13 protein-coding genes and 1 tRNA gene are annotated in these 11,840 nt (G+C 69.2%); 6 read left to right on the top strand and 8 right to left on the bottom strand.

From position 1 onward, the window contains the following. Window positions 1-33: 33 nt before the first annotated feature. Window positions 34-1,014 (bottom strand): acyl-CoA desaturase, encoded by a 981-nt coding sequence (locus ACXVGS_RS05305; RefSeq protein WP_458530404.1) that lies wholly within the window; start codon window positions 1,012-1,014, stop codon window positions 34-36. A gap of 166 nt (window positions 1,015-1,180) precedes the next feature. Here ACXVGS_RS05305 and ACXVGS_RS05300 point away from each other — a divergent pair. After that, window positions 1,181-1,259: transfer RNA gene (locus ACXVGS_RS05300), tRNA-Gln, on the top strand. Window positions 1,260-1,333: 74 nt separating this feature from the next. On the opposite strand, the gene ACXVGS_RS05295 is transcribed toward ACXVGS_RS05300, so the two are convergent. The 5 genes from ACXVGS_RS05295 to ACXVGS_RS05275 all read right to left on the bottom strand — a co-directional run bounded on the left by ACXVGS_RS05295 (window position 1,334) and on the right by ACXVGS_RS05275 (window position 6,195). Next, the gene (locus tag ACXVGS_RS05295) at window positions 1,334-2,524 is read right to left on the bottom strand and encodes a tyrosine-type recombinase/integrase (protein ID WP_458536710.1); all 1,191 of its coding nucleotides are present in this window, start codon (window positions 2,522-2,524) and stop codon (window positions 1,334-1,336) included. Beyond that, window positions 2,524-2,703 carry a helix-turn-helix domain-containing protein gene (locus ACXVGS_RS05290; protein WP_458527936.1) on the bottom strand — a complete coding sequence of 60 codons (180 nt, stop codon included), beginning with the start codon at window positions 2,701-2,703 and terminating at the stop codon, window positions 2,524-2,526. Before ACXVGS_RS05290 ends, ACXVGS_RS05295 begins: the two co-directional genes overlap by 1 nt. A 14-nt stretch (window positions 2,704-2,717) precedes the next feature. Continuing rightward, a complete protein-coding gene (locus tag ACXVGS_RS05285; protein WP_458527937.1) occupies window positions 2,718-4,277 on the bottom strand; it encodes a replication initiator in 1,560 nt (519 codons plus the stop codon). 2 nt (window positions 4,278-4,279) lie between these two features. Continuing rightward, window positions 4,280-5,653 (bottom strand): FtsK/SpoIIIE domain-containing protein, encoded by a 1,374-nt coding sequence (locus ACXVGS_RS05280; RefSeq protein WP_458527938.1) that lies wholly within the window; start codon window positions 5,651-5,653, stop codon window positions 4,280-4,282. Window positions 5,654-5,817: 164 nt separating this feature from the next. Further along, window positions 5,818-6,195: a hypothetical protein gene (locus ACXVGS_RS05275; RefSeq protein WP_458527939.1), complete on the bottom strand. Its 378-nt coding sequence runs from the start codon at window positions 6,193-6,195 to the stop codon at window positions 5,818-5,820. 158 nt (window positions 6,196-6,353) lie between these two features. On the opposite strand from ACXVGS_RS05275, the gene ACXVGS_RS05270 reads away from it, so the two are divergent. After that, on the top strand, window positions 6,354-6,947 hold the full coding sequence (locus ACXVGS_RS05270) for a helix-turn-helix domain-containing protein (protein WP_458528007.1): 594 nt from the start codon (window positions 6,354-6,356) through the stop codon (window positions 6,945-6,947). Beyond that, complete coding sequence (cutA, locus tag ACXVGS_RS05265; protein ID WP_458527940.1) at window positions 6,944-7,264, top strand: divalent-cation tolerance protein CutA; 321 nt, start codon at window positions 6,944-6,946, stop codon at window positions 7,262-7,264. Before ACXVGS_RS05270 ends, cutA begins: the two co-directional genes overlap by 4 nt. Before the next feature lie 226 nt (window positions 7,265-7,490). Here the strand turns inward: cutA and ACXVGS_RS05260 are convergent, their stop codons facing one another. After that, window positions 7,491-8,021 carry a GNAT family N-acetyltransferase gene (locus tag ACXVGS_RS05260; protein ID WP_458527941.1) on the bottom strand — a complete coding sequence of 177 codons (531 nt, stop codon included), beginning with the start codon at window positions 8,019-8,021 and terminating at the stop codon, window positions 7,491-7,493. 125 nt (window positions 8,022-8,146) lie between these two features. After that, window positions 8,147-8,545, bottom strand: a complete 399-nt coding sequence (locus ACXVGS_RS05255; RefSeq protein WP_458527942.1) for a hypothetical protein — start codon at window positions 8,543-8,545, stop codon at window positions 8,147-8,149. Window positions 8,546-9,894: 1,349 nt separating this feature from the next. On the opposite strand from ACXVGS_RS05255, the gene ACXVGS_RS05250 reads away from it, so the two are divergent. The 3 genes from ACXVGS_RS05250 (at window position 9,895) to ACXVGS_RS05240 (ending at window position 11,839) form a co-directional block, all read left to right on the top strand. Continuing rightward, window positions 9,895-10,182: a DUF4287 domain-containing protein gene (locus ACXVGS_RS05250; RefSeq protein ID WP_458527943.1), complete on the top strand. Its 288-nt coding sequence runs from the start codon at window positions 9,895-9,897 to the stop codon at window positions 10,180-10,182. A gap of 490 nt (window positions 10,183-10,672) precedes the next feature. After that, entirely contained in the window at window positions 10,673-11,140 is a 468-nt protein-coding gene (locus tag ACXVGS_RS05245; protein ID WP_458532787.1) for an ATP-binding protein, read from the top strand. A 306-nt stretch (window positions 11,141-11,446) separates the two neighbouring features. After that, complete coding sequence (locus ACXVGS_RS05240; RefSeq protein WP_458536709.1) at window positions 11,447-11,839, top strand: VOC family protein; 393 nt, start codon at window positions 11,447-11,449, stop codon at window positions 11,837-11,839. The last annotated feature ends 1 nt before the right edge of the window (window position 11,840 follow it).

The following is an 11,840-nucleotide window of genomic DNA, read 5'->3' as shown; positions in this document are numbered from 1 at the left end:
GGCGCTGTCGCGGGGGGGCCGGCGCCGCCGGGGTCACGCCGCGACGCGGCGCGCGTCGAGCCGGGACTGCTTGGGCCAGCGCACGTCCCACGCCTGGCCGGTCTTCTCGAACAGCCAGATGATGCGGGCGCTGGAGTCGATCTGGCCCTTCTCGACGCCGTGGCGGGCGCAGGTGGGGTCGGCGTGGTGCAGGTTGTGCCACGACTCGCCCATGGACAGCAGGGCCAGCCACCACACGTTGCCGGACTTGTCGCGCGAGACGAAGGGTCGCTCGCCGATGGCGTGGCAGATGGAGTTGATCGACCACGTCACGTGGTGCAGCAGGCCGACGCGGACCAGGGAGGCCCAGAAGAACGCGGTGACCGCGCCCTGCCAGGACATCGACAGCAAGCCGCCGAGGAGCGCCGGCAGCAGCATCGAGACGACGACCAGTGCGGGGAACGCACGCTCGACACGCTGCATGTCCTTGTCGGCCATGAGGTCGGGGGCGTACTTGCTGCGCGGCGTCTGCTCGGTGTCGAAGAGCCAGCCCATGTGGGCCCACCACAGGCCCTTGATGAGTGCCGGGAGGGTCTCGCCGTAGCGCCAGGGGGAGTGCGGGTCGCCCTCGCGGTCGGAGAACGCGTGGTGGCGGCGGTGATCGGCGACCCAGCGGATGACCGGGCCCTCGATGGCCAGCGACCCGGCGATGGCGAGGGTCACCCGCAGCCAGCGCTTGGCCTTGAACGAGCCGTGCGTGAAGTAGCGGTGGAAGCCGACGGTGATGCCGTGGCCCGCGATGGCGTACATGACGAACGCGAGGACCAGGTCCCTCCAGCCCAGGCCCCAGCCCCAGGCGATGGGGACGGCGGCCAGGAGGGCCAGGAACGGGACGACGATGAAGAAGCCCAGGGCGACCTGCTCGCCGGTGCCCTTGTGCTCGAAGGGTGGGGTGCTCGGGGCGCTCGGGGTGGTGCTTGGGATGGCGGCGGGCGGGTCCGTGAGCCGCGTGGGCTCGGGTGCGAAAGTGGTCATGGCACGGGGCCTTCCGTCGAGAACAACTTACGCCAACGTAACCTACGATTGCGTAGGTTGACCAGCCCTGCGGGCCGGCGGCGGCTGTTCGGTCGGGGGCGGTCGTGCGCGATTCCTCCCGTATGCCGGGTGGCCGCTACCCTGAGCGCGTCCTCTTCGGGGACGTTCCCCGGTTGGTCTGCTGGCAGGGCCCGCCTGACTTTGAATCAGGACAAGCGACGTAGGTTCGATTCCTACCCGGGGAGCACAAAGCCGCAGGTCAGCGAGTCATCACTGCCTGCGGCTTCTCCGTGCTCCGGGGCCGTTGCTAACGCCAGTGCTAACACGTGGGGTCCTCCGGGCCCGGAAACTCGATCGTGGAGGCGAAGATCTGGGCCACGGCACTCGCCTGATCCCGCAACACGTGGGCGTAGACACGCAGCGTGATTGCTGGGTCGACGTGCCCCAGGCGTGCAGCCACGACGTGCACGGGCACACCGGCCTTGAGCAGCAGCGTGGCGTGGATGTGGCGCAGGTCATGCAGCCGCATCGGTGGCAGTGGAGAGTCTGGGTGGGCCTTGCTGTAGTTGCGGATCGTGCGCCGCATGAGCCCGCCTGCCACGTCCGGGAACAGGGGAGTGCCCGCCTCCATGCGGAAGACGTGGCCGCTCTCATGCCAGGAGGCGCCTGCTCGTTCGCGTTCCTTCGACTGGCGCTCGGCGTGCTCGCGCATCACCTGGGCAGTGCCCTCGTCCACCCCGACGATGCGAGTCCGACCGCTCTTCGTCGACCCCTCGATCCGGTGTCCGGCCACCATCGTTGCTGACCCGAGGATGCGGACGTGGGGGTCGGCAGCGAGGTGGAGGTCTGCCCAGCGCAGGTGCAGCAGCTCGCCGCGACGGGCACCCGTGAAGGCGGCCAGCCGGAAGAACGGGTAGAGCCGATGCGTCGACACCGCCTCGAGGAACTGGCGCAGCTGTGCGGCGTCCCACAGGTCGTGAATGGGCTGGGCCTGGGTTGCCTTGGGCCGCTTGGCCCGTTCGGCGGGGTTGCTCGCGAGGATCTGGTCGGTCCTCACGGCGTCGTTGAGTGCCTTCCGCAACACGGCATGGACGTAGCCGACGGTCCGGGTAGACAAGGGCCGGCCGTTGCGCCCGCCACGTGTGAGCAGGGTCTGGTAGAGCGCACTGATGGTGCTCGGCCGAAGGCTCTGCAGCTGCAGCCGGCCGATGTGTGGGAGCACGTAGGACGCCATCAGCATCCGGTAGTCCTCATGGGTCTTCGGCTTGACCTCCAGTGCGTGGGCCGTGAGCCACTGGGTCAGGTACTCCTCCACCGTCATGCGACTGCGGTCGACGTACTCACCACGGCGGGCTGCCACACGTGCCGCGTCCCGGGCGCCCTTGGCGTCTGCCTCGGTGCGGAAGCCGCCGACCCACTTGGGCTTGTTGGCTCCCGAGGCGTCGGTCACCCGGATCACGTACGACCAGGAGTTGCCTCGCCGGATGACCCCGTCGCGAAGGGCATTCATCAGGCGGCCCGCCGCAGGGACTCCACGTAGGCGAGCACGTCGTCTCCTCGGACACGCCGCGACCCGTCGATCCGAACCGACGGCAGAACCCCTGCACGCACGAGCTCGTAGACCTTCGACCGGCTGAGGCTCAGGTACTCGGCCACCTCGGTGACCCTGTAGAGCAGCTTGTCTTCCATGTCTTCCCCTGTCGTCAGGCCGCCGGGTCGGTGGCCGGTTGGTTGGTTGCCGAATTGGTTTCCACAGGCGGGTCGCTCCCGTCGCGGATGGTCTTGGCGTGCTGGTACTGGGCGCGCCATCGACGGGCTTGCCGGATGGAGGTGATGACGGCGGCGGTGTAGTCCCGTTCGGTGGCGGGGGTGTCTTCCCAGACGAAGCGGGGCAGGCCGTCGGTGTCGAGGACGTCCGCGGCGCAGCGGCGGGCTTCGGGGGCCTCGATGCCGGCGGCTGACAGGACTTGGCGGACGACTTCGGCGCGGTCGACGCGGTGCTGGGTCAAGGTCTTGCCGGACCACTGGCGGGAGACCAGCACGCGGCGGCCGCCGAGGCCGAGGTTGTCCCGCTCGTGGGCCTTGCCGGTGCAGTGCCCGGGCACCAGGCCCGGGCCGGGCTCGTCGGGTTGGATGCCGTAGCGCAGCCAGTTCGCGCAGGTCGGGGTGCAGGGCAGCCAGCGCACGTGCTCGTGCAGGCGGTCGATGTGCGCCTCGTAGGCCGGGTCGGGCTCGGTGTCCTTGGTGCCGGTCCAGGTGTCGGCGACGGACTTGGTCAGGTACTTGCACAGGTAGCGCACGGCGCGGTCGCTGTCGAGGGTGCCGCCGAGCAGGCCCTTGATGTCGACCTGCTTGCCGAAGCGGACCACGTGCGCGGGCTTGGCGTCGGGGTCGGCGTCGAGGTCGTCCAGGGCCTGCCCCCAGGTGCGCAGGGCGATACCGGTGTCGGGGTCGCGGTAGTCCCCGGTGGCGGGGTCCCAGACCGGCAGCCGCTCGGTGTAGACGGGCTCGTCGAAGGAGGGCCACCAGAGCTGGTGGTAGGTGGCGCGGGTGACGGCCTTGAGGGTGGCCCGCGGGATCGCGCCGCGCAGGGCGGCGTGCAGGTGGGCGGCGAGGCGGCGTTGGGCTTCGATCGCGGAGAAGTACTGCACCTTGTACCCGGCGCAGCGGCGCAGGTTCTGCCAGAACCGGTCGACGAGCTTGGCGAAGTGCAGCGCGTCCAAGGCGGCCCGGCGGTAGTCGTAGGTCTCGGGGTTGACCGGGACGCCGGTGCCGGGGATGACCTTGCCGTAGGAGGGCAGGGTCAGGGTGAGGAACATCGAGGGCTGGTAGGTCTTGCCCTCGGGGGTGGTGAAGGAGCGGCCGGTGGTGCGCTGGTCCATCGGGGCCCGGGGCAGGTCAGGGGTGTCCTGCCGGCGTCGGGTGGACCGGGACCGGCGGTCGCTGACGTTCGGGTCCGGGCTCTCCTCGTCCGTGTCGTCGGGGTCCTCGGTGACGTCGTCCTCGGGCGACTGGCCGGGGGTGGGGTCCTCGGTGAGGTGCCAGCCTTCGAGGCACTGGTGCATCCGCAGCCGGCGGGCCTTGGCCGCACACGGGGCGCAGACCTTCTCCCGGGTCGAGCCGCAGGGGATCGGCACGGTGGTGGTGTCCCCGGTGGCGCGGTCGGTGACCCGGCGCAGGACGGGGCGGATACACACGCCCTCGTGCTCGGCGAGGGCGCGGGCCATGTCGGTGGTGACCGGGGCGCCATCGGGTGCGAGCATGCTCAGGCCACCTCGGAGACACGAGTCCGACGCGACCGGGGAGGACGTGCGCGGGTCGAAGCCTGCGCAGGCGACTCGGCGGGTGTGGTGAGGTCCTCGACCATGGGCGCCGGATGGCTGGTCGCGACCTGTCGCACCAGCTGATCGGACCACCAGTCGGCCCGGACCCGGTCGGTCGAGCCGTCCTCGTCGACGACCCACGCGGTGCCGGGCACAGCCGGGCTGATCCGGTGCGATGGGGCGATGGTGGCCGTCCCCTCGCCCAAGACCATCCGGGTCTCGTCGGCCGAGCGGAGGCGGAGGGCGATGGTCTGGGTGAACAGGCCGCGGAGGCCGACGACCTCCTTGCGCGGGTCCTGCACGCACGCCAGGACGACGACACCCAGCGCGCGACCTTGGGTCAGGATCTCGGCCAGCAGCCGGGAGGCCTCCTTCTTGGTCTCCGGGTCGGTGTAGGCGGTCAGCACGGCTAGCTCGTCAATGGCCAGGACGTGCAACGGCTCGGCCTGCGTCGGCTGGTGCAGCCGGGTCCGACCGGCCATCCGGTGCCCGCGCTCCTCCAGCACCGCGAGCAGCCGGGTCAGCAGCTGCACCGCCGATGCCGGGTCGGTGGCGACGGCGGAGAACATCGGCTTGCCGATGCCGACCTCGACCCCGCGCTTGAGGTCTACGCCCCACAGCTGCACGACGCCAGCGCGGACGGCCGGGGCGAGGCCGGCGCAGACGCCCCAGAAGATGGAGCCCTTGCCGGAGCCGGAGCATCCGACGACGAGTGTGTGCCGCCCGGTCACGCTCAGGTGCCACGGGGTGCCGTCCTGACGCCGCCCGAGCGAAACGGCGTTGACGGACACCTCGCCGGTCATCCCGGCCTCGCGGACCTCGGTCAACGCGTCGCGCATGACTAGGACGATCTCGACGGCCGAGGGGGTCATGTGGATGCAGCGGAACGCTCGCGCCCCTGCGGCAGCGGCGAACGGAGCGGCAGCGGCCTCGAGGTCCGCGACCGTCTGCCCCGTGCGGGTGCGGACCATGAGTCGGAGCAGGTCGCCGGAGGTGGTCACGTCCATGAGGGTCGGATGGGTCCACACGGTGACCGTCTGCGACTGGGACGCGGCGAACCGCTTGCCCTCCTTGGGCACCAGGCCGACGGTGCGGGACTTGGTGGTGCGGGACGCCGAGAGGCCGCAGCCCCGGCACAGGTCCGCCCAGGACTTGCGGGCCCATCGACGCCACCGTGCCCGGCGGGCCGGACCGGCGCAGAACCGCTCGTAGGTCTGCGGGGACGTCGTCACCCACACACCCGAGACGAGAGCCGGGGCAACGGCCAGGGCCAGCGCCTCCCGGCATCCGACCGCGTTGCCGATCAGTCGCAGCACAAGCGCTACCCCAGCGAGGGCGAGGACCCAGCGAAGGTGACCCAGCACCCACACCAACGCGGCCCGCCCCACGGCCCAGACCCTCCGAAGGGTGCAGGCAAGCAACGCAGCAACGGCCCGGGCATCCACGAAGGACACCCGAGCCGCCGCGAGGTTGGGAACCATCACGCAGCCTTCTGCTGGCCGCCGGCGACCTTGCCGTCGGCGATCCGCTCCGCAGACCAGGACTCGACCAGCCCGCCGGACTTGTTCACCCGGACCTCCACCCGCAGGTCCACGAACTCCACCGGGGAGAACTCGGCCACCACCGGCAGCTGCGGCGCCCCGACGGTCACCTGCCCGGTGGTGTTCGACTCCCGGCCCCAGGCCGACTGCCGGTAGATCACCTCGACCGACCACAGCGGCATCCCCGTGGCCTCGTCCCGGGCCTGCATCTCCGAGGGGCGACGCTTGCCGTCCCGCTCCTCCCACTCGCGGACCTCCTGCACGATGCCGGTCGCCCGCATCGCCTGCCGCTTGCTGTCCACCGCGTACGAAGTCATTGCTTGGCCTCCAAGAACCTACGGACTACTAAGTCCCATTTGGACTAGTACGTCCCATGTTGAGGTGTGACGAGGCGTGAGTCAAGGACTTCTACGTCCCAATCGGACTAATGAGGCTGGGAAATTACGGACAGTCACCCCACAATGGGCGGGTGAACATGCATGACGTCCTGAAGCGCCGGCGCACAGAGCTGGGGCTGTCTCAAGCGCAACTCGCGGCCGCGGCCGGAGTCGACGCGCGGCAGATCCGGCGGTATGAGTCCGGCGAGCAGCAGCCCTTGTTGTCGGTGGCGGTGGCGATCGCCAAGGCCCTCGACATCTCCGTGAGCGAGCTGGCGGGGGCGCCGACTCCGGAGCTGAATCTGTCTGGGACGTGGTGGGCGAGCTGGCAGACGTACAAGGACGGTGAAGAGGTCATCACAGCCCAGGAGGTGAGCCTCAGGCAGGACGGTGACTTCATCCAGGTCGAGACCACGACCCGAGGCATCGCGGTCGAGGATGGCGGCTACCACTGGAAGGGCGAGCTGCGCCTCTGGGACAACGAAATCCTGATGGGCTGGTATGCCGCTGCTGAGGCGTCTGTGCGGTCGAAGGGCACGATGTACTTCGTCCTGCACCCGCATGGTCAGCAGATGAGCGGCAGATGGGTCGGCCTGAGCCATGACGGCAAGGTCATCACCGGCCTGGGCGCCATGGCCCACTCCGAGGACGAGGTGCGCAGCCTCGTCGTGACCGGAAAGGACGCGCAGTGACCGACCTCGTGGAAGTCGTGATCACCGCGCCCGATGCCGAGTGGCTCGCCGGATTCGCTCGTCGACTCGTCGAGGACCGGCTTTGTGCTGGCGCCCACGAGATCGAGCGCATCCGCTCCGTCTACCGGTGGGATGGGGAGATCAACGACCGCTCGGAGGCACGCTTAGCGATCCACACCCGAGCGGATCTGGTGCCCGCCATCGTCGACCGAGCGAACAAGGAGCACCCCTACAAGGTGCCGTGTGTCGTAGCTCTGCCGTTCGTCTCAGCGAACCCCGACTACGCCGCGTGGATCGAGGCACAGACGGTTTCGTGAGGTGTGACCTTCTGGGGCGGGCTGCCACTCTGGCAGTGCGCTATGTGCGGCATAAGCGGACGTGAGGCCCTCCCGGCCCGGCTTGAACGGGCAGGCTCCCTCTCCAAAAGGCGGACGAGAAGCCGGGCGGCAGCCCCTCGCCTAGCGCGGGTTCAATCCAAGACTGCCACGGCTTCGACCCCAGACGCGACGCGATTCCCCGGCATGCGGCAGATCAGGACGCCTGTCACGGCAGGCGAAGTGGCGCTGACGCGTACAGGTAGTGGGCGACCGGATCAGCGGAGTCGTGGACGCTTTGCAGTATGAGCCCCGCTCTCTGAGCGACGCGGATAGATGACGGGTTGTTGGTCGCGACCCGGGCCACGACCGGTAACTCGGGATGGTGAGCGCGCAACCATCCAACGACCGCGACCGCAGCCTCTGTCGCGTAGCCGTGGCCCCAGGCGCCGGGATCGAAGCGGTAGTACATGTTCAGGACGGACTGGCCCAGGATCGTCTGATTCTTGGCGCCTGCAAAGCCAACCAGGGCGCCCCCTTCACGGAGTTGCACACTGGCGTACCCGAAGTTGTGGGCCTCCCAGTGGTCCGTCCATGCAGCCAGCAGACCAAACGCTTGATCGGGGCTGGCCATACGACTGCTGGGGTGGTGACGGTACGTGAGGGGGTTGCCGTGAATCGCGAACACACGATCAACGTCACCGAAGCCGGGGCGCCGCAGCGTGAGCCGCCTAGTTGTCAGCCACGGTTCGCCATCCACCCGCCAAGGATGCACTCTCCGACGCAAATCGATTGCCTTCGAACACGCACGGAAATCGGCCGATCCGAAAAGGGGCCGATGTGCCGACTGGCGGCGGAAAGACACACTTCACGCATCGCGGCATGTCAGCGCGATGCGGCGCGTGAACGCCACCACCCGTCATCGACAACCAAGCCGTCCGTCAGCGACTCCATCCGCCCGACGTGCTCAACGAACTCGCCCGGGAGCCGCACAGCGTGGTCCCGAACGTAGTGCGCCAGACCCAAGGGCCAGACGAACACACCGTCCGTCAACTCCAGATTGCCGTTCTGTGCACCGCAGATCCGGCATCGCGAATAGCCCATGAAGGCACGGGCTACGAGCCCGTACGACAGGTACAGGGCGAGGTCCAGGCGGTCGGTTTCATCCCAGGCCGGGTCGATCCAGTCGGCGGGGTCCGGCCATTGGTCAGCACCGTCCGCGACCGACCAGTACCCAATGAGGACCAGCGGTTCGCGATACGGAGAGTGGTCTGACGGCAGCACGGACAGAGCATTGCAGCCCGACCCGTCGGATGACCGCTCATCGGCAGATCAGGGCGTTGCTGTCCGAGGTTCGTCTCCTTGCTCTGCCGAACCGACCTCTAGAAGATCAAGGGCGCGGCTCCGCCGCGCCAACCCGGCCCGGCCACGCCCTCCGCGCTTCGCCGGTGGGACCCCGCACTGCGGGCGGCGCTGGCGCGCCGTCCTCGCGCACCCCACCGCTACGCGCTCACGGGCTACCCGGCCCGGACACAGAGACGGCACCCGATCCAGTCGGCATGCCCGACCTCACCTTGCTCGTCTGCTCACCGTCTCAAGCGCTGGCGACGACGGAGCCCCGCACGTGGCCGGCTACCCGTAGCTCCAGCTGCACCGAGCCGACGGTGCCGGCTGCTCAAACCCGTGAACCTGACTCCCGTACCCGCATCGCAGCGGGTCACCAACCGGCAACCCACGTTCGGGTCAATGCGCAAACACGCGCGGCCCACTCGAACGCCACAGCACCGCTTCTCTCCGGGATTCTTAATGCATCCAGTGAGCGAAGTGCGGCAAGGTACGGGCATGGTGATCTCGGAGGGGTACCGCAAGAGGCTTCTTGTGCGGCGATCCCTGATCGCGACCGCGATCTGTGCCGCGATGGTTGCTTGCGGGGGCTGCGCCACTCTCGGCGCACCCGCCTCATGCAGCAAGGCCGGTGGGGCCGCGACCGGGGCGGTTAAGCAGGCACTTACGCGGGACTTCAGCACCGTTACCGGCGCTCAGGTTGTCTCCGACTGCGACAGTGGTGGCGAGAGATCGGTCCTATTCAAGGTGAGCTCCTACGAAGAGGCACTGCGGGAGTTCCAGAGTCGCGATTCTTGTGCCCCCGGCGAGCTGCCCAGGGAAGAACCCAGGAGCGCGGGCGATGCGTTCAGCTGCCACTTCGGCAGCGTTACAACGCAGATTTTCTTGGTCCGTGTTCGTCAGACCAGCAGCGAGGCGACCGTGTCTCAGTTCTAGCCGTGGCCCGACCAAAAGGAGCCCGGCTCGTACTGCTAACGGATTTGCTAACCAACCGCTGCACCCGCCCGGACAGCGGTGGACGGCACTGCCGCGACCTGAGCACAGCGCAAGGTGCTCAGGACGTTCGTGGACGGATCCCCTCGATCTTTGAATCAGGACAAGCGACGTAGGTTCGATTCCTACCCGGGGAGCACAAAGCCGCAGGTCAGCGGATCGCTGTCCGCAACTCGGTGGCCGCCCGTCGGTGCCATGCCTTACGTTCCCCCCACGAGCTTCGGGACCGGCCGATCGGGGTCGGGTCGACCCGACGCTCTCCCACTGCCGACGTTCCAAGGGGAGAACGCACACCCATGTCCTTCCAGGCGTACCTCGACAACGTCGAGGCCAAGACCGGCCTCACCCCGCGTCAGTTCATCGAGCTGGCACAGCAGCGCGGCTACGACGACCCCGCGACCAAGGCCGGTGTGATCGTCTCCTGGCTCAAGGAGGACTACGGCCTCGGCCACGGCCACGCGATGGCACTGGTCCACGTGATCAAGAAGGGTCCCCAGATCGACGCCAAGCACGTCGGCTCAACGGGTTCCCACCGCGACGAGTCCGACACGCTCTGGCTCGACGGCAAGGCCACCCGCCCCTAGCTCCGGCAAGGCCACACCAAGGAGTCGTCCAACGTGGATGTGGACCAACGACTGCCGGACGCCGCAGTCGACCAGATGGAGCGCCGCTGGCCGCCGGTGGGCAGGCAGGCGCCGCGGCCGTGTACCTCTCCGATAGCTCGATCCTGACCAGCATCTGCCTCGACAACATCAACCCCGGCGTCGTGCTCTGCCAGGTTGGCGTTCCGACTCGTCCAGCATCTCCGGCTGGAGCAGCCGCAGCCTGCGTGACGTGAACCCCCACGACCGGGCAGCGCGGTTCGGCTCCGACGGTGGCTGGCCGACGTTCGCACAACACACCTCATGACCCCAGACCCGGGCTCGGGGTCCCCGACGCGCGGGACGCTTCGACTCCTGCCCAGGGCGCAACTGGCGTACTGTCGAAGGTAGTCAGAGTCCGGTCAGGGAACGGCCACCGCGTCGCGGTGGTCCACGGCGGGGCCGACGCAGAACCCATCTACGGCGGTGCACCATGACCACCGACACGTCACCACCAACCCTTGAACGCGTCTGGCCCCCGGCGCCGGTCTCCGTCTCGCACACCCGGCGGTTCCTGCGGGAGGCACTCGACCTGTGGAGCCTCGAGTCCGTCGGCGACGCCGCCGCGGTCGTTCTCAGCGAGCTGGCCACCAACGCGGTCCTTCACGCCCGCACCGACTTCATCGTCCGGCTCTCGCAACCGGGGAAGCACACGCTGCACCTGAGCGTCACGGATGGTTCGACAAGCCTGCCCCGATGGACGAAGGACCTCCACGGTCCCGGTGGTCGTGGCCTGCGCCTCATCGACGCCCTGAGCGCCGAATGGGGAGCGGTGCTCAACGGCGTGGAGGGCAAGACCGTCTGGGCCCTGGTCAGCCCTGACATGGTCGAGGACGTCATCGCGTCGGGGCAGGCCGCCGCTCAGCCCGCCGCGGCCGAACCACCCCGACGCGCGGAGTAGGCCCTCGCCAGGGCCAGGGCGTCCGCACGCGGCTCAGAGCCCACCTGGTTGCGACAGGACACATGCCGGCACCGACCACATCAGCAGGTGGATCCTGACCAGAGACCTCACGTGCGCGGGCTGCGCCGCCTGCGCCGAGGAGGCGGAGTCGCTGCTGCAGCTCGTTGCGGCGGAGGACGGGATCGACCCGGGGCCGGTGATCACCCGGCTCCGGGGCTGGACCGCCTGCATGCGCCGGTCGGGTCGTGATCCCGCGCCGGTGCCACGACGTCGAAGCGCGGCTGCCGTAGGGTGCCGGCCCGTGACGTGTCGAAGGGGGACAGTGCGGTGATCGGCAACCTGCAGTGTGTGGTCCTGGACTGTCCGGACGCGCCCGGGCTCGCGCGGTTCTACCGGGAGCTGCTCGGCGGTGAGGTCAACCGCCCGGACCGACGCTGGGCGGTCAACGACGACTTCGCCACGCTCCACACGGATGCCGGCCTGGTGCTCGCCTTCCAGCGGGTGGCCGACCACCGGCCGCCGCGCTGGCCCGACGGCGAGCACCCGCAGCAGGTCCACCTCGACCTCGGCGTCCCGGACCTCGACCGGGCCCAGGAGCAGGTCGTCGGCCTCGGGGCCACGCTGCTGCACGTCGACCCGCGCGGGTGGCGGGTCCTCGCGGACCCGGCCGGCCACCCGTTCTGCCTGCTGCGCGGCTGAC

Source organism: Oryzihumus sp., assembly GCF_054325275.1.
The sequence above is the reverse complement of the archived record's forward strand: the minus strand, read 5'-3'. Positions and strand labels throughout refer to the sequence as shown.

Bases quoted from the DNA above. Each gene is read 5' to 3' on its own strand.
- ACXVGS_RS05305 (WP_458530404.1), bottom strand. From the start codon at position 1,014: ATGACCACTTTCGCACCCGAGCCCACGCGGCTCACGGACCCGCCCGCC.
- ACXVGS_RS05295 (WP_458536710.1), bottom strand. From the start codon at position 2,524: ATGAATGCCCTTCGCGACGGGGTCATCCGGCGAGGCAACTCCTGGTCG.
- ACXVGS_RS05290 (WP_458527936.1), bottom strand. From the start codon at position 2,703: ATGGAAGACAAGCTGCTCTACAGGGTCACCGAGGTGGCCGAGTACCTG.
- ACXVGS_RS05285 (WP_458527937.1), bottom strand. From the start codon at position 4,277: ATGCTCGCACCCGATGGCGCCCCGGTCACCACCGACATGGCCCGCGCC.
- ACXVGS_RS05275 (WP_458527939.1), bottom strand. From the start codon at position 6,195: ATGACTTCGTACGCGGTGGACAGCAAGCGGCAGGCGATGCGGGCGACC.
- ACXVGS_RS05270 (WP_458528007.1), top strand. From the start codon at position 6,354: ATGCATGACGTCCTGAAGCGCCGGCGCACAGAGCTGGGGCTGTCTCAA.
- ACXVGS_RS05250 (WP_458527943.1), top strand. From the start codon at position 9,895: ATGTCCTTCCAGGCGTACCTCGACAACGTCGAGGCCAAGACCGGCCTC.
- ACXVGS_RS05245 (WP_458532787.1), top strand. From the start codon at position 10,673: ATGACCACCGACACGTCACCACCAACCCTTGAACGCGTCTGGCCCCCG.